The sequence below is a fragment of the Mucilaginibacter sp. P1_A3 genome, assembly GCF_056406855.1.
The window spans coordinates 202,918-219,678 of sequence record NZ_JBFTZJ010000004.1 but is presented as its reverse complement, the minus strand read 5'-3'; the positions used below and the strand labels follow the sequence as shown (position 1 = coordinate 219,678).

Genomic DNA, 16,761 nt, shown 5'->3' with positions numbered 1-16,761 from the left:
AAAATATTCGAATGTATAAATTTCTTTTTGCTATTCTTTTCTCTGTTTTTGGTACTGCTGCCCTGGCTCAGGTTTCCAACGCGCCGAGGCAACCACTCACAAAACAGATACCGGCCGATAGTTTAAGTTACCTTAATCCGCACGATTACATCATTGGTGGTATTACCGTAAGCGGAGTAAAATATCTTGATAAGGATAATTTGATATTGCTTTCAAAATTAACCAAAGGCGACCGTATTAATTTGCCAGGCGAACGCAATGCCGAGGTAATAAAGAAATTATACGAACAAGGTTTGTTTGATGATGTGCAGTTAAACATCACCAAAATTAATCTTGATACCGTTTATCTTGAAATAGTTGTAGTTGAGCGCCCGCGTTTATCACGCCTGCATATAACAGGTATCCGCAAAGGTGAAGTAGAGGATGTACAGAAAAAATTAACAGATAAGACCGGTAAAATTGTCAACGAGAATTTGCTGAGTACTACATCGGCTATCATCAAAAAACATTTTAACGAAAAAGGTTTTATGAACACCGCTGTTGTAATGACGCAGCGTAAAGATCCCGGAGATGCCAACAGTGTTATACTCGATGTAAAAATTGACAAAAAGACCAAGGTGAAAATTAACGATGTTACGTTTGAAGGTAACAAAGCTTTTTCGCAAGGCGATTTGAGAGGTTATTTGAGTAAAACCCGCAAAAAGAAATGGTACAACCTTTTTGGATCGAAAAAATTCAAACAGGATAAATACGAAGAAGATAAGTTAAACCTTATTGAAAAGATGCAGGCCAAAGGTTATCGTGATGCCGAGTTGGTAAGCGATTCTGTTTGGAAGCATGATGATAATACTGTTAACGTAAAAATTAAAGTTTATGAAGGCCCAAGGTATTACTTTGGTAAAGTAAGGTGGTCTGGTAACGCAAAATATAGTACAGAGTTATTAGAAAGAATATTACACGTTAAAAAGGGTGATGTATTTAGCGAGGACGAATTAAATAAGAGATTAAGCGGCCCAACGCCAAGTAACGATGATGTTTCATCACTTTATTTAAATGATGGTTATTTAACTTTTAATGCCGACCCTGTACAGGTTAGGGTTTATAACGATACGGTAGATCTTGATATACGTATATATGAAGGCCCGCAGTACACCATAAACCGTGTAAGCCTTAAAGGTAATGATGTAACCAACGATAAAGTTGTGTTGCGTGAGATCCAAACCAAACCGGGACAAAAATTCAATAAAGATTTATTAATTCGTAGTGCACGTGAAATTGGCCAGCTTGGTAACTTTGATGAGCAAAAAACCGAGCCGAAACCAACCAACATTAACCCCCAGGATGGTACGGTAGATATTATTTACAACGTTGTTGAAAAGCCTTCAGATCAGATCGAGCTTTCGGGTGGCTTTGGTGGCGGGCAGCTGGTGGGTACACTGGGGCTTACCTTTAACAACTTCTCATTAAGGAATATATTTAACCTTAAAGCCTACAAGCCACTGCCAAAAGGCGATGGACAAAAACTAAGCTTAAGAGGTCAGTCAAGCGGTCGTACATATCAAAACTTTTCGTTCACTTTCTCTGAGCCATGGTTAGGTGGTAAAAAACCTATTTACTTTGCATTATCAGCATATACACAGGGGAGTTCAACAGGGCAGTATTATGCAAAATCGAGCCCGTACTACAATAACCTGCGTATTAATGGTGTTGGTATTACATTGGGTAAACGCTTAAAATGGCCAGATAACTATTTCCAGTTAAACTACTCACTTAACTTTGACCACTACAACCTTGATAACTATACTGGTTACCTTTTCTCAAACGGTACCTCGTTCAATATCAAATTAACACAGGAGTTAACACGTAACTCAATAGATGCGCCAATATTCCCTACACAGGGTTCAAATATTAAATTTACGGTACAGGCAACTCCTCCATATTCGTTATTTAACAATACCAACTATAAAGTGGCCACACCGCAGGAGCGTTACCATTTTGTAGAGTATTATAAATTTAAGTATGATGCGCAGTGGTTCTCTAAACTGGTTGGTAAGTTTGTGCTGATGTCGCAGGTAAGATTTGGTTTCCTGGGTATGTATAATAAGGAAGTAGGTCCTTCACCATTTGAACGCTTTAAGTTAGGTGGTGATGGTATGCAGAGCTACCAGTTTTTACAGGGTAGTGAAATCATCGGTTTAAGAGGTTACCAAAACTTCTCTATAGTACCAGAAGGTTCAAACGAAAATCAGAACAGCAATACAGGTAGCACCATCTATAACAAATACACACTGGAGTTGCGCCACCCGGTTATCGCCAGCCAGTCTGCAACCATATTTTTACTGGCATTTGCAGAGGGTGGAAACGTTTGGAACAATTTTAGTCAATTCAATCCGTTTAACGTGAGACGTTCGGTAGGTGTGGGCGCAAGAATATTTTTACCTATATTTGGCTTGCTTGGGTTAGATTATGGTTATGGATTTGATAAAATTCCAGGTGCCCCGGATGCAAATAAAGGGCAATTCCATTTTACAATTTCTCAGAGTTTATCCGGCGGATTTAATTAATTTGCGAACCGAATATGAAGAAGATAATTTTAATAGCAGTTTTAACGTTTACAGCATTTGCAGGAGCTTATGCGCAACGCTTTGCTTATGTTGATTCGGATTATATATTAAAGCACATGCCGGAGTATGCTTCTTCACAAAAGCAGCTTGCTGCTTTGTCTGATCAATGGCAAAAAGAAGTTGATGGACGTTTTCAGGAAATTGACCGTTTGTATAAAGCGTACCAGGCCGACCAGGTGTTAATGACGGCCGATATGAAAAAACGCCGCGAAGCGGAGATTGTAGATAAAGAAAAAGCCGCGAAGGATTTTCAACGTCAAAAATTCGGGCCCGATGGTGAGCTTTCACAAAGAAGTACTGGCTTGATTAAACCAATTCAGGATAGAGTGTCTAAAGCTGTGCAGGCCGTGGCCGAAAGCAATGATTTGGATATGATCTTTGATAAAAACAGTGAGGTGATCATGCTGTATGCAAACCCAAGGTTTGACAGGAGCGCAGAAGTGATAACCAAATTAGGGCTTAAACCCGGAGTATTTGCTAAATAACTTTTTGAATAAATAAACAGAACAAAACTATTATTAAACACAGGACAAAAAAAATGAAAAAACTATTTAAAGTTGCTTTAGTTGCAGTAGGAATGATATTTGCCGGCAACTTTGCCAATGCGCAGACAAAAATTGGCCATATTAATTTTAACCAGCTGATAGATTTAATGCCAGAAACTAAAACCGTTTCAACTCAGATTCAGGCTTACCAAAAAACCTTTATTGATGTACTTACTACCATGAATAATGAGTACACCACAAAAGGCCAGGCTTTTCAAAAAGATCAGGCTACTATGACTGATGCAGTTCGTACTGCAAAAGGTAATGAGCTTCAGGATATACAAAAACGTATGACCGATTATCAAACTAACGCTCAACAACAGGTTGAAGCTAAAAAGAATGAATTAGGTAAACCACTTTTTGATAAAGCTACTGCCGCTGTACAAGCAGTTGCCAAAGAAAAAGGTTATGCATATGTATTGGATTCTTCGCAAGTAAGTTTATTAGTATCTCCGGATGCTGATGACCTGATGACAGCCGTGAAATTAAAATTAGGTTTAAAATAATATCAACCATTAGTCATTTATAAAAGAGCGCCTCGTATTTACGGGGCGCTTTTTTTATGTTTGTATATGCAAAATAAACCCATTGGTATTTTTGATTCAGGCTTTGGTGGCCTCACTGTTTTTAAATCTATCATTGAACAGCTGCCGGGTTACGATTACATTTATCTTGGTGATAACGCCCGGGCTCCTTACGGAAACAGGTCGTTCAAAACCATACATGAGTATACCTGGGAATGCGTGCAATGGATGTTTGAGCAAGGATGCCCGCTAGTAGTACTGGCTTGCAATACGGCTTCGGCAAAAGCATTGCGCACCATACAGCAACAAGACCTTAACAATGTTGACCCCACAAAACGTGTACTCGGTGTAATAAGGCCAACTGCCGAGATCATTGGCAATTACACTAAAACCAAACAGATTGGGGTACTTGGCACAAAGGGTACGGTGCAATCCGGTTCGTATCTTATCGAGATAGAAAATTTTTTTCCGGATGTAAAAGTTTACCAGCAGGCATGCCCGCTATGGGTACCACTTATAGAGAACGGAGAGTATGACCAGCCCGGCGCCGATTATTTTGTGAAATTGTATTTGGATGAGATTATGGCTCAATCCCCGGATATTGACACCATTTTATTAGCATGTACACATTATCCTATTATAAAAGATAAGATAGAGGCCAATCTGCCTGCGCACGTTAAAGTAGTTGCCCAGGGCGATATTGTAGCAAAGAGCCTGGTTAGCTACCTTCAGCGCCATCCCGAGATGGAAAGCAGGCTAACTAAAAACGGAACTAACCAGTTTTATACCACTACAGATGATACCGCGGATTTTGATCATCATGCTTCGCTGTTTTTTTCATCCCCGGTAACGTCGACATTTATTGCCGCCAATGATTTGGTGAAGAGATGTTGAGTGGTTGATTGGTTTGGATTAGGTGAGTGGTTGAATTAAGGATAAAATCAGGCACTTTCATAACCCGCCAAAAAAAAATAAAGCCACTCAACTTAATATAACTCAGTCAACCACTCTCCCAATCAACCACTCACCAATTTAATATACTAAACTTGTCGTCTAAAATAGTTCAACATTTAGTAAGTTTGCAGCTTAAGCAAAAAGGTACTTGAATTATTATATCACATATTTTATTGTTGCTGTAGGCTTGTTCAGTTTTTCGGCCTTTTTCGCTTTGTTTGGCGTATATGCCGAGCGTAAGATCTCTGCATTTATACAAGATAGGCTTGGTCCCACAGAAACCGGTAAGTTTGGCTCTTTACAAACTCTGGCTGATATCATGAAAATGATTCAGAAAGAATTGATCATTCCCGCCGCTGCCGATAAGTGGCTTTTTATGCTGGCGCCTGCAGTAATTTTTATTGCGGTTTACATGGGTTTTGCTGCATTACCATGGGCCCCCGGCCTTATTCCATCAAAAATAAATCTTGGTATCTATTATATTTTCGCCATTATCTCCATTGAAACATTGGGTATCCTCATGGCCGGCTGGGGATCAAATAACAAGTATTCCATACTGGGAGCTATGCGCTCAGCCGCACAAATTATTTCGTATGAAATCCCGGCTGGTTTTGCCATTATATCCGTTGTGATGATAGCTCAAACGCTGGATATGCAGGCAATAGCCATGCAACAAGGTATACTATCGCCAGAGAAAATAAAGTTTCTTGGTTTTTGGGATGTAACACAAACGGGAGGTTTTTTTAGCTGGAATATATTTCGTGCCCCGCACCTTATTATTGCGTTTGTCATATACTTTATAGCTTCACTGGCTGAGAGTAACCGTGCCCCGTTTGATATTCCCGAAGCGGAATCAGAGTTGGTGGCGGGCTTTCATACTGAGTTTACGGGCATTCGTTTCGCGCTGGTTTTCCTGGCCGAATATTCTATGATGTTCCTGGTATCCATGATAGGAGTTATACTGTTTTTAGGTGCATGGAACACGCCATTGCCAAACATAGGTCCGGTACATTTGGCTACCTGGACAACCGGCATGGGCTGCGGTATTTTGTGGGTAACATTAAAAACCCTGGGGTTGGTGGCCGTCCAAATGTGGATCAGGTGGACATTGCCCCGGTTTAGGGTAGATCAGCTGATGAATCTCTGCTGGAAAGTACTAACTCCGCTGGCTTTTGCCTGTATGCTGATATCCGGCGTGTGGAGATTGTGGCTCATGTAGGAAAGGGAATTTCGGATTTCGGATGTTCGATTTCGGATTTGGGATTTTTGAAATTAGAGTTTGGAATTTAGGATTTAGAGTTTAGGATTTGTTATTTAGAGTTTAATAATTAGTGTTTAAAAGAGTAGTCAACGGTTTTGCAACAGCATGGAAAGGTTTAAGCCTTACCGTGAAGCATTTATTTGCGCCAAATTCTGACAGGAAGATTATTACCGTAAGCGACAGTAATTACTTTAAACAATTGGAAAAAGGTACCAATACCATCCAATATCCCAAACAACAACTGCCCGTTCCTGAAGTGGGCCGCTACCAGTTGGAAGTAGAGATGGACGATTGTATTGTATGTGACCTCTGCGCCAAAGTGTGTCCGGTTGATTGTATAGATATTGAAGCTATCAAAGCCACTGAAGCCATCGGCCAAACATCTGATGGAACTACCAAACGCCTTTATGCCGCTAAGTTTGATATTGATATGGCCAAGTGTATGTACTGTGGTTTGTGTACTATTGTGTGCCCAACCGAGTGCATCGTGATGACCAACCAATATGATAAAACCGTATTTGAGCTAAGCGACCTGACCTACCAGTTTTCGGACATGCCGCCAGAAGTCGCTGCCGAAAAGCGTGCGCTGTTTGATCAGCAACAAGCCGAAAAGCAAGCTGCCAAACTGGCCGCGATGCAAAAAAAGGAGGGTGGGGCATGAGTTTCGTCCGGGTGTTATTTTATTTTATGAGTTTTATTGCCATTGTTTCGGCATTATATGCGGCATCCACAAAAAACCTGGTACGCAGTATTTTTGTATTTTTTGTAACGCTGTTTGCTTTGGCGGGTTTGTATGTGTTGGCCTTGGCTGATTTTGTTGCCGTAACCCAGGTGGTAATTTATGTAGGGGGGATACTGGTGCTCATCATTTTTGCCTTTATGCTATCTGGTAAAGAAACTTTAAATGTGATTCAGCAGCAAAAGGGTAAATTCTTTAGCATGGCTAAACTACCTGCCATACTGCTGGCTGCTTTGTTTTTTATAGTGATGATCAACGTAGTGTTAAAGGCCGATGCGGATAACCTGCGCTGGGTAAAGGATTCTATCGCCAATAACAATACGATTACCCCAAACGCGGTGATGATAGATAATATAGGCGTTAACTTAATGACCCGGTATTTGCTGCCTTTTGAGGCCATCTCCATTTTATTGCTGATGGCGTTGGTGGGCGCGGCGCATCTTTCACGTAAGGAGGAAAAAATATGATCACCTTAACCGATTTTTTGGTGGTAAGCGTAATGCTTTTCTGCATAGGCTTGTATATGATCGTATCAAAACGCAACGCTATCCAGATTTTGATTGGCATTGAACTGATCTTAAATGCCGCCATATTAAACCTGGTTGCCTTTGGTAAACACGATAGCGTAAATAACAGCGGGCAGATCTTCGCCTTATTTGCTATTGTACTGGCAGCCGCTACAACAGCTGTGGCACTTGCTATTATACTTAATGTGTACAGAAAATATAAAACCATTGATCCGGGTAAGATCAATAACCTGAAGGATTGATGATGAACATACCTAAAACTATATTGCTGTTACTTGTGATGTTTTGCTGTAAGCAATCGTATGCCCAGGTAAACCTAAAAGATTTGAAAAGGGTTGATGAAAAGTTTTACAATAAAGACAAAACGCCTTATACAGGTACGTTTGTTGCTTATGCAGATAACGGAAAAATAGCCGCAAAAGGTAATTTAAAAGATGGATCTCCTGAAGGGGTTGAAGTTCTTTACGACGAGAATGGCAATAAATTATCGGAGATCACTTTTAAAAACGGCTTAAGAAACGGACCGTACAAAGATTTCTATGCAAATGGTATATTAAAACAGGAAGTAAATAACGTAAATGATAAGGACGATGGCAAAGCCATGGTATATTACGAAACCGGAGAAAAGCATATTGAATTTAACTTTGCAAAAGGTGTGCAGGTTGGCGATTATATAGAGTACGACAAGCAGGGTAAAATTACCCGTAAGCTTGATTTTGTTGATGGTAAAGCTAGTTATGGCAAACAAATAAATGATTTGATTACTAAGGCAAATGATTTGGCCCACCGATACAAATCGGATGAAGCGATTGATTTGTATACTAAAGCTATTACCATAAATTCAACCATCGCTGAACTTTATTTTGACAGGGGAGCTGCAAAAGGAAATAAGTTTGATATGGATGGTGCTATTGCTGACTATGACAAAGCAATTGATCTATACCCCGATTATAAGGAGGCCTATGCAAATAGAGGAGTAGCCAAAATCAATAAGTATACATCAAAAGGTATTATTGAGCCGTCTGCTGAACAATCTGCTTCAGCTTGTGAAGATTTTTATAAAGCCAGGGATTTGGGCGACGGCGAAGCGGTTGCAGATATGATATATGTGCATTGTGAACGCAACAAAATAAAATCCTCAACCGATACCATTAAATCAAAATCTGATCCATTGTTTTTCATGGACGGAAAAAAAACTGATCAAACCGCGTTAAAAGGAATAGATCCGAATGATGTTCTTGAGATAGAAGTTTTGAAAAGCACTTCAGCAACGAGTAGTTATGGTCCCGAAGGAAAAAATGGGGTAATTTTAATGACAAGTAATGATTTTGGAATAAAGGCCTATCAGAATGTATTGAGCACATTATCAAAAAAATATGCCGATTCTGTACGTGTTCCTGATACTTTTTTATACCATATAAATGGTAAGTTACTTTCTGGAAAAAAATCAGAGATCGTTGGGAAATTATATCATTTAAAACTGGATACTATTCAAAGCGTAACTGTTAATGGCAGTGGTGATGTGAATATCATAACAAAATAGACTTGAACAACACCCTATCCCATATCGACACTGTTCTTATCACCTGCACCCTCGCAGCTGTGGCATTGCCGCTGCTTGCCGCTTTGATAAACTTTTGCCTTCCGGTTAAAAGTAAGGCTTCGGGCTGGGTATCAACATTGGGTATTTTGGCAAGCTGTGTTTTGGCAGCAAAGGTATTTGCCGGCATATGGAATAATCATCAAATACATCATCAACATATTTGGTTTACTATTGGGCAAACAAAGGTTTATGCGGGGATATTATTGAATAATCTTTCGGCATTGATGCTGTTGCTGGTATCGGTTATAGCTTTACCGGTGCATATTTATTCAACTGCTTACATGAAGTATGATGAGCGGTACAGCAGGTATTTTACTTACCTCAGCTTCTTTTGTTTCAGCATGCTGGCTTTGGTGGTGGTTGATAACCTGGTATTGTTTTATGCTTTTTGGGAGTTGGTGGGCTTTTCGTCGTACCTGCTTATTGGTTTCTGGTTTACTAAGGATAAGGCGGTGCAGGCCAATAAAAAGGCCTTTATCATGAATCGTGTGGGTGATATTGGTTTACTAAGTGCTATTATCATCCTGTTTACCCAATTCCATACTTTTGATATTTTAACGCTATTTGCCAATAAGGGATTAATAGCCCAATCAGTTGTAAATAATGGGTTATGGATTGCGCCAACCGGGCAGCTGCCCGCCATCTGGCAATATATTGCCTGCGCAGGTATCTTTTTAGCTGTTGCAGCCAAATCCGCTCAGTTTCCGCTGCATACCTGGCTACCGGATGCTATGGAGGGGCCTACCTCTGTGTCAGCTCTTATTCACGCTGCTACCATGGTTGCCGCGGGTGTGTTTTTATTAGGCAGGGTTTACCCCATGTTCACCGAAACAGAGCTTACCACACTGGCCTGCATTGGTTGCTTTACCGCGTTTATGGCGGCTACTATCGCCCTTACACAAAATGACCTGAAACGCATCCTGGCTTATTCTACCATATCGCAATTAGGGTTCATGATACTGGCAATGGGAGTAGGGGCATATGCCTCATCGCTTTTCCATTTGGCTACGCACGCGTTTTTTAAATGTTTGTTGTTTTTGGTGGCTGGTATTGTTATTCACCAAATGCAACACATTAAGGAGGATAATGACCTCGATATTGATCCGCAGAATATTTTGTATATGGGTGGTTTGCGCAAACGGCTGCCCCTTACCTTTATCGCGGCTATTATTGGCGGTTTGGCATTGGTTGGTTTACCATTAACATCTGGCTATCTTTCAAAAGATGGCATACTGATCCAGGCATTTGAATGGAGCGAAGGCAAAAGCGTATGGCTTAAAATAATCCCGGTAACGGCATTGATCACCAGCTGGCTAACCGCCTTCTACGTGGCCAGGCTCATCTTCAAAGTTTTCTTTGGAGATCTCAGGCTGCTCAACATCCACCCAAAACTAAAACTACACCTGACTGATGGTGGCTGGCAGTACAAATTACCTTTGGCGTTCTTAGCAGTTTGCTGTTTATTTCCCTTATTTTCCTTTAATCCATTCTCCTACGAGCAGGGCTGGTTATTTAAAGGCTTGAATATTTCGCGAATAACTAAGTTCGAGAGCGTTTATCACTTGATTATCCCGGTATTGGTAAATGTGATAAGCCTGGTGGTGTTATACCTGGCCTATGCTATCTACGTAAAACAAAATAGCTTTGCTTTTTCACAAACCGGGTTTTTATACCGGCTATCCTACAACCAATGGTATATTGATAAAATATACAAACGTGTTTTTGTAAAACCGGTACTTGGTTTTGGCAAAGCCTGTTTTTGGTTTGATAAAAATGTTATTGATGGACTTATCCATTTGCTAACTAAATTAAGCGGTTATGCTGCGCGGTTAACCGCCTGGGCCGATAAATATATTGTAGATGACTTTTTGCATTTAATAGCAGCCATTGTGCAAAGTATTGGCAATTTTGCACGTAAGTTTCAAACCGGCAAAGTGCAATACTATTTGTTTAGCATGCTGGTGATTGTACTGTTGCTGTTTATTTTAAAAATACTGATATAAACCTGATGAATATATTAACCTTACTCATATTTATACCTGTACTGTTTGGCTTTATCATCATGCTGCTGCCCTCATCCATGAGGAACAGTTTTAAATATATCACGCTGCTTGCTACGTTGGTACAATTGGGTATTAGTATCTGGATATACCTTAACTTTAAAACAGGCGCAGGCCATGGCGGTATTAACCATGAAGAGCAGTTTCAGTTTGTCCAAAAACTACCCTGGATAGGCCTTAACCTGGGCAGCATGGGCAAAATGCAGATAGATTATTTTGTAGGGATCGATGGTATCTCCATTACCTTATTGGTCATGACCTCGCTGGTACTGGTGATCGCTTCTTTGGCCTCATGGGAGATCAAGAGTAATTTAAAGGGGTTCTTCCTCTTGTTTTTATTGCTGGATATGGCCGTTATCGGGGTGTTTTGCGCTTTAGATTTCTTCCTGTTCTATATGTTTTATGAACTGATGCTGTTACCCCTATATTTCCTTATCGGGATGTGGGGTGGCGCGCGCAGGGAATATGCGGCCATTAAGTTTTTCCTTTATACATTGTTTGGTTCGGTATTTATGCTGCTGGTGATGGTTGGGTTATACCTATCCGTTACAGACCCTGCCACCGGTAACCATACCTTCAACATCGTACAAATGATGAACCCGGCCAATTACAGCGCACAGTCGGTATTCTCTTTAGCGGGGCATCAAACCATATTGGGTATGCCTGCACGTACGGTTGGTTTTGTGGTGCTGTTCATCGCGTTTGCTATTAAGGTGCCTGTAGTGCCATTACATACCTGGCTGCCAGATGCACACGTGGAAGCGCCAACACCTGTATCTATTATACTGGCTGGTATCCTGCTCAAAATAGGCGGTTACGGTATCATCCGTATCTGTATGGGGATTTTCCCTGATGTGGCCACAACTCATGCGTTCTGGCTTGGATTGCTTGGGGTGATCTCTATTTTATATGGTGCCTTTAACGCTTTGGCACAACGGGATTTGAAACGGATGATCGCTTATTCCTCCGTATCACACATGGGGTTTGTACTACTGGGCATTGCTTCGCAAACAGCCGAAGGTATCAGTGGTTCGGTGATGCAAATGGTAAGTCATGGGTTTTTATCAACCATGCTGTTCTTCCTGGTGGGGGTTATCTACAACCGGGTACATGACAGGGATATTTACCATTTCCGCGGATTAGGTACGCTGATGCCAAAATATACCGCCTTTGTAATGATCGCATTTTTTGCATCACTGGGTTTGCCTGGTTTCTCGGCATTTGTGGCCGAGGCGTTTACTTTAGCCGGGGTATTCAAATCACATGCGGTTAATGGCTTGTTACCTTATTGGATGGCGGTTTGTGGTACATTAGGAATATTTTTAAGCGCCGCTTATTTCTTATGGACATTGCAGCGCATGTTTTTTGGGCAGCAATCATTAAAAGGCGGCAGTGTTTGGAAAACCGCCCTTACCGATTTGAACCTGCGCGAAAAGCTAACACTTGCACCACTGGCATTAATAGCCCTGGTATTGGGTATTATGCCATCATTGGTTTTTGATAAGATCAATGATTCGGTACTGGCATTGATACAATTTTTACAAGCTAAATAAAATAATGCACGACCTGCTACCGCACATATCCGAACAGTTAACCGAAGTTTTTGGGAGTATAACCTATTTTATACCCGAGGCTTTCCTGGCCCTGCTGTTCCTGGTGGTTATGATAACCGATGTGTTATTTGGTAAAAGATCAGCCGGCCTTTGCCGTACCGTAGCTTGCGCAGGTATCCTGGTGGTGATATTCAAAGATCTGCAGCAGTTTGCATTGATATTAGATGGGCAGCATTTTATATTCAGCAATATGCTGCTGCTCAGTCGCAGTGGTATATTGTTTAAACTGGTGATTGATTTACTGGCATTTATACTGTTGTTGTATTTTACATGGGATGAAAAACTAAACTCGCATCAAAAAGGATTGTCAGATCTTTATTCCATAACTATAGCTTCTATACTGGGTTTACATTTAATGGTGATGGCTGTAAACCTCTTGTCGATTTACCTCGCTATCGAGATGGTTTCTATCGCATCATACCTGATGGTAGCTTATCGTTCAGAAAACGCTTTCAGTACCGAGGCTGGGTTAAAATACGTATTGTTCGGGGCAGCATCTTCGGCTATTATGTTGTATGGCATCTCGTTACTTTATGGGTTTAGCGGCTCGCTGGATATTGTTTTTCAGTCAACCATTATCGGGCTTGCAAAGGTTAATCCAATAAGCGCCATCTTTGCTGTGATATTGGTACTGGTAGGCATAGGCTTTAAACTCTCTTTTGTTCCAGTGCATTTTTGGGTGCCTGACGTATATGAGGGAGCGCCAACCCCGGTTACTGCTTACCTGTCAACCCTGCCCAAAATTGCGGCTTTTGCCTTACTGGTTAATTTTTTGGCGCCTTTAATGGTTTGGAGTAATGGAATAGGTTTTGATCTGGGAATTGTATTATCCATTGTTGGTGTTATCACCATGATAGCCGGTAACTTTGCGGCGGTAATGCAAACCAATATTAAACGGATGCTGGCATACTCCAGCATAGGGCATACCGGTTTTGCTTTGATGGCCGTAGTAATCCTTAACCTTCAGGGCTTATCTGCATTAACTTATTACCTGCTGGTTTACGCCCTGGCAAATATTGGCGCGTTAGCACTGGCCTCATACTTTAGCAACGTTGCCAATGCAGAAGGTTTAGATGATTATAAAGGACTTGGTTTAAAATATCCAATAGCATCTGTTTGTTTTACCATTATACTGATATCGCTAACGGGCTTGCCTGTTTCTGCAGGGTTTACAGGTAAAATATTTGTGTTTTCGGCAGTGTATAGTGTTTATCAGCAAACCCATAGTATCTGGTTGATGCTGCTGATGGCTACCGGAGCTTTAACTACAGTTGTCTCCTTGTTTTACTATATAAAAATCCCCCTGAATTTATTTTTAAAACGATCAGAAAATCAGGATATTGTATATAAAAAATCCTATAATTTATTGGTTTTGGCTGTAATTATAAGTTTTGTGCTGATTTTGTTGGGTATTTTTCCTGATTTTGTGCTTAAGTATCTATAATGACGATTTTTTATTGTCTATTTAATAAAAAATTAACATTAACTTCGTTTTATTAAGCAAAAAGTATTAATTTCAGGCCGTTTTAAAATCAGTTCTATAATTTTTGCATGAAGCGGTATATTCCTTTCTTAATTATACTTATAATTCTAACGCTAACATTTATTTTTCCATCTGTTGAGTTTAAGAATTCCGGGGATCCTCATTTTAATACAGGTGATATTGCCTGGATGCTGATGTCAACCGCGCTTGTTTTGATCATGACGCCGGGCCTTGCCTTTTTTTACGGCGGTATGGTTAACAAAAAGAACGTTATCTCCACCATGCTGCAAAGTATTGTTTGTATGGTTATCATCACTGTTTTATGGGGCATATTTGGTTTTAGTTTGGCCTTTGGCGAGAGCTTTCATGGCTTTATAGGTAACCCGATGACTTATTTCATGATGAAAGGCATGCTGGGCAATGCAACCTGGAAAGCGGCTCCCACTATTCCTTTGCTCTTATTTGCCATGTACCAGTTAAAATTCGCGATAATAACCCCTGCGCTTATTACAGGTGCTTTTGCCGAGCGGATCCGTTTTAACTCTTATATCATTTTTCTTGTATTGTTCTCCATCTTTATATTCTCGCCATTGGCACATTGTACCTGGCATCCTGATGGTATTTTGGCCAAATTGGGTGTGCTTGATTTTGCCGGTGGAACTGTGGTGCACATGTCGGCCGGATGGGCTGCTTTAGCCTCTGCCTTATACTTAAAACGTCGTAACGAAGCCAACCATTCACCTGCCCGTATCACTTATGTGATGATCGGTACAGGGCTTTTATGGTTTGGGTGGTTTGGGTTTAATGCAGGCTCAGCTTTTGGTGCAAACGCTTTGGCTGTAACTGCACTGGCCACAAGCACAACGGCATCAGCTGCGGGTGGTATCACCTGGATATTTTTTGATATGTTGCGTGGCCGTAAGCCATCTGCTATGGGTACCTGTATCGGCGCCGTAGTAGGCTTGGTAGCTATTACTCCGGCAGCAGGCTATGTAACAGTACCACATTCGCTGGCGATAGGTATCATATCAGCCGTGGTGAGTAACCTGGTTGTGGAGTGGCGTACGCGCACCACCATTGATGATACACTGGATGTATTCCCTTGCCATGGTGTAGGTGGTATGGTAGGTATGTTACTTACCGGTGTTTTTGCCAATCAGCATGTAAATGCAGGCAATACTACGGGTAACGGCCTCTTTTTTGGCGAAACGCATCTGTTTTTGGTGCAGCTTATCGCGCTTATCGGGGTATCTATATTTTCGTTCTTCGGCTCTCTTTTATTGTTAAAAATAACAGATATGATATCACCATTGAGGGTATCGGCAGAAGATGAGGTGCTTGGGCTGGATATCAGTCAGCACGGCGAAAAACTTTAATCATGAATTTCAAACCAAATCAATAAACCTAAGGTCCGGCTGAGAAGCCGGATTTTTTTTTGCCAAAAAGGAGAGTAAGGAGTAAGGATGAAAGGACAGAAGATGTTCGGACGAAAGGCCGGCGAAAAAAAATGTGATGAGTTTTGGTATAAGGTTAAACAGTTTTCATTTTCTTTTGTCTAATTTTTAAATGGGGACAAGCAGTATGTCAATTTTTCTTTTGTCTTGTTTTCGAGGTCTTGAATTGTGACTCTTTTTTAAAAATGGATTTTTTTGCAGATAATCAGTTAGGGATATTTGATACCGGCCGTCAAAATATTTTGCCGTTTGATGGCGAGGCCTATCTGTATCCCAATTTTTATGAGGAAGATGGTGTTTACGAGTTATTTGAACAGCTGAAACATACCATTCTTTGGAAGCAGGATAAAATGAAGATTCATGGCAAAATGGTGAACTTTCCCCGGCTCACTTCCTGGTATGCCGATAACGGGCAAACTTATACTTACTCTGGCGTGGTGAATATTCCAATCCCATTTACCCCTTTGCTGAAAATGATAAAGGTGGCTGCCGAGCAGCTTTGCGACAAACAATTTAACTCGGCCCTGCTTAATTATTACCGCAACGGCGAGGATAGTATGGGCTGGCACAGCGACGATGAACGGGAGTTAAGCGGAAACCCGGTTATTGCCTCGGCCTCATTTGGAGCAACGCGAACTTTTCAATTTAAACATAAACTCCAAAAAAACGCCAAAGTATCTGTTGCCTTAAATAACGGAAGCTTGCTTATTATGCAGGGCGCTACCCAGCACAACTGGCTGCACCAGGTACCTAAAACTGCCAAACAGCCTGGCCCGCGAATAAACATTACATTTAGGGATATTAAGTTTTAGATGTGCAGATGGTGAATGTGCAGATGTGCAGATGTGTAGATGGGGTGTCAAATCAGAATTTACGGAATTTTTAAATTAGCAGAATGGTGTTTAGGGTATTGGAATTTTTCATTCAGACAAAATCCTTAGATTAGCTTCGTGCAAACCAATGAACTTATAACATTATGGCGTCCTGTTGGACCAAAGGAATTAAAGTTGATAGAAGAATCAGGTTTTAAAAGATTTCCCAAACGATTAGCTGAGCAGCCTATTTTTTATCCTGTAATGAATGAGGCTTATGCTATTCAGATAGCGCACGATTGGAATGTGCCAGCTTCAGGTTCGGGCTTTGTAACCAGGTTTAGTTTACCGGTTGACTTTTTGAAACGATACCAGGTGCAAAATGTTGGGGGCCGTATTCACGATGAACTTTGGGTGCCTGCAGAAGAACTGGAAGAGTTTAATGACCATATAGTGGGATTAATTGAAGTTACACAGTCTTTTTATGCTGGTCAAAAAGTATAATACAGCATCTGCACATTTGAAACCGGTATAACTGAAATTTGAAATCGGCCCATCTTTA

The 16,761-nt window shown here is 40.9% G+C and carries 15 protein-coding genes; all 15 read left to right on the top strand.

All coding sequences use genetic code 11. From position 1 onward, the window contains the following. Nucleotides 1-11 precede the first annotated feature (11 nt). The 15 genes from bamA to AC1D0K_RS09735 all read left to right on the top strand — a co-directional run bounded on the left by bamA (nucleotide 12) and on the right by AC1D0K_RS09735 (nucleotide 16,703). Nucleotides 12-2,564, top strand: coding sequence for an outer membrane protein assembly factor BamA (gene bamA / locus AC1D0K_RS09805; RefSeq protein WP_295720901.1), 2,553 nt, complete (start codon nucleotides 12-14; stop codon nucleotides 2,562-2,564). Nucleotides 2,565-2,578: 14 nt separating this feature from the next. Beyond that, nucleotides 2,579-3,109, top strand: coding sequence for an OmpH/Skp family outer membrane protein (locus AC1D0K_RS09800; RefSeq protein WP_295720900.1), 531 nt, complete (start codon nucleotides 2,579-2,581; stop codon nucleotides 3,107-3,109). A 53-nt stretch (nucleotides 3,110-3,162) separates the two neighbouring features. Further along, nucleotides 3,163-3,675 (top strand): OmpH/Skp family outer membrane protein, encoded by a 513-nt coding sequence (locus AC1D0K_RS09795; protein WP_295720899.1) that lies wholly within the window; start codon nucleotides 3,163-3,165, stop codon nucleotides 3,673-3,675. A 66-nt stretch (nucleotides 3,676-3,741) separates the two neighbouring features. Continuing rightward, nucleotides 3,742-4,587, top strand: a complete 846-nt coding sequence (gene murI / locus AC1D0K_RS09790) for a glutamate racemase (protein ID WP_477394138.1) — start codon at nucleotides 3,742-3,744, stop codon at nucleotides 4,585-4,587. Nucleotides 4,588-4,795: 208 nt separating this feature from the next. Continuing rightward, nucleotides 4,796-5,866 carry an NADH-quinone oxidoreductase subunit NuoH gene (nuoH, locus tag AC1D0K_RS09785; RefSeq protein ID WP_477443478.1) on the top strand — a complete coding sequence of 357 codons (1,071 nt, stop codon included), beginning with the start codon at nucleotides 4,796-4,798 and terminating at the stop codon, nucleotides 5,864-5,866. Between the two features lie 112 nt (nucleotides 5,867-5,978). After that, nucleotides 5,979-6,569, top strand: coding sequence for a 4Fe-4S binding protein (locus AC1D0K_RS09780; RefSeq protein WP_477394134.1), 591 nt, complete (start codon nucleotides 5,979-5,981; stop codon nucleotides 6,567-6,569). Then, nucleotides 6,566-7,114 (top strand): NADH-quinone oxidoreductase subunit J family protein, encoded by a 549-nt coding sequence (locus AC1D0K_RS09775; RefSeq protein WP_477463044.1) that lies wholly within the window; start codon nucleotides 6,566-6,568, stop codon nucleotides 7,112-7,114. The genes AC1D0K_RS09780 and AC1D0K_RS09775 overlap by 4 nt, the downstream gene beginning before the upstream one ends. Further along, complete coding sequence (gene nuoK, locus AC1D0K_RS09770; RefSeq protein ID WP_295720894.1) at nucleotides 7,111-7,416, top strand: NADH-quinone oxidoreductase subunit NuoK; 306 nt, start codon at nucleotides 7,111-7,113, stop codon at nucleotides 7,414-7,416. The genes AC1D0K_RS09775 and nuoK overlap by 4 nt, the downstream gene beginning before the upstream one ends. Continuing rightward, on the top strand, nucleotides 7,416-8,717 hold the full coding sequence (locus AC1D0K_RS09765; protein WP_477394130.1) for a hypothetical protein: 1,302 nt from the start codon (nucleotides 7,416-7,418) through the stop codon (nucleotides 8,715-8,717). The genes nuoK and AC1D0K_RS09765 overlap by 1 nt, the downstream gene beginning before the upstream one ends. Before the next feature lie 2 nt (nucleotides 8,718-8,719). Beyond that, nucleotides 8,720-10,780 carry an NADH-quinone oxidoreductase subunit L gene (gene nuoL, locus AC1D0K_RS09760; RefSeq protein ID WP_477394128.1) on the top strand — a complete coding sequence of 687 codons (2,061 nt, stop codon included), beginning with the start codon at nucleotides 8,720-8,722 and terminating at the stop codon, nucleotides 10,778-10,780. A gap of 5 nt (nucleotides 10,781-10,785) precedes the next feature. Continuing rightward, nucleotides 10,786-12,390 (top strand): complex I subunit 4 family protein, encoded by a 1,605-nt coding sequence (locus tag AC1D0K_RS09755; RefSeq protein ID WP_295720891.1) that lies wholly within the window; start codon nucleotides 10,786-10,788, stop codon nucleotides 12,388-12,390. Nucleotides 12,391-12,394: 4 nt separating this feature from the next. Beyond that, nucleotides 12,395-13,894 carry an NADH-quinone oxidoreductase subunit N gene (locus AC1D0K_RS09750; protein ID WP_477392797.1) on the top strand — a complete coding sequence of 500 codons (1,500 nt, stop codon included), beginning with the start codon at nucleotides 12,395-12,397 and terminating at the stop codon, nucleotides 13,892-13,894. A gap of 107 nt (nucleotides 13,895-14,001) precedes the next feature. After that, on the top strand, nucleotides 14,002-15,309 hold the full coding sequence (locus tag AC1D0K_RS09745; protein ID WP_295720889.1) for an ammonium transporter: 1,308 nt from the start codon (nucleotides 14,002-14,004) through the stop codon (nucleotides 15,307-15,309). A gap of 263 nt (nucleotides 15,310-15,572) precedes the next feature. Further along, entirely contained in the window at nucleotides 15,573-16,199 is a 627-nt protein-coding gene (locus tag AC1D0K_RS09740) for an alpha-ketoglutarate-dependent dioxygenase AlkB family protein (protein ID WP_477392799.1), read from the top strand. 138 nt (nucleotides 16,200-16,337) lie between these two features. Further along, nucleotides 16,338-16,703 (top strand): hypothetical protein, encoded by a 366-nt coding sequence (locus AC1D0K_RS09735; protein ID WP_477392801.1) that lies wholly within the window; start codon nucleotides 16,338-16,340, stop codon nucleotides 16,701-16,703. Nucleotides 16,704-16,761: the final 58 nt, after the last annotated feature.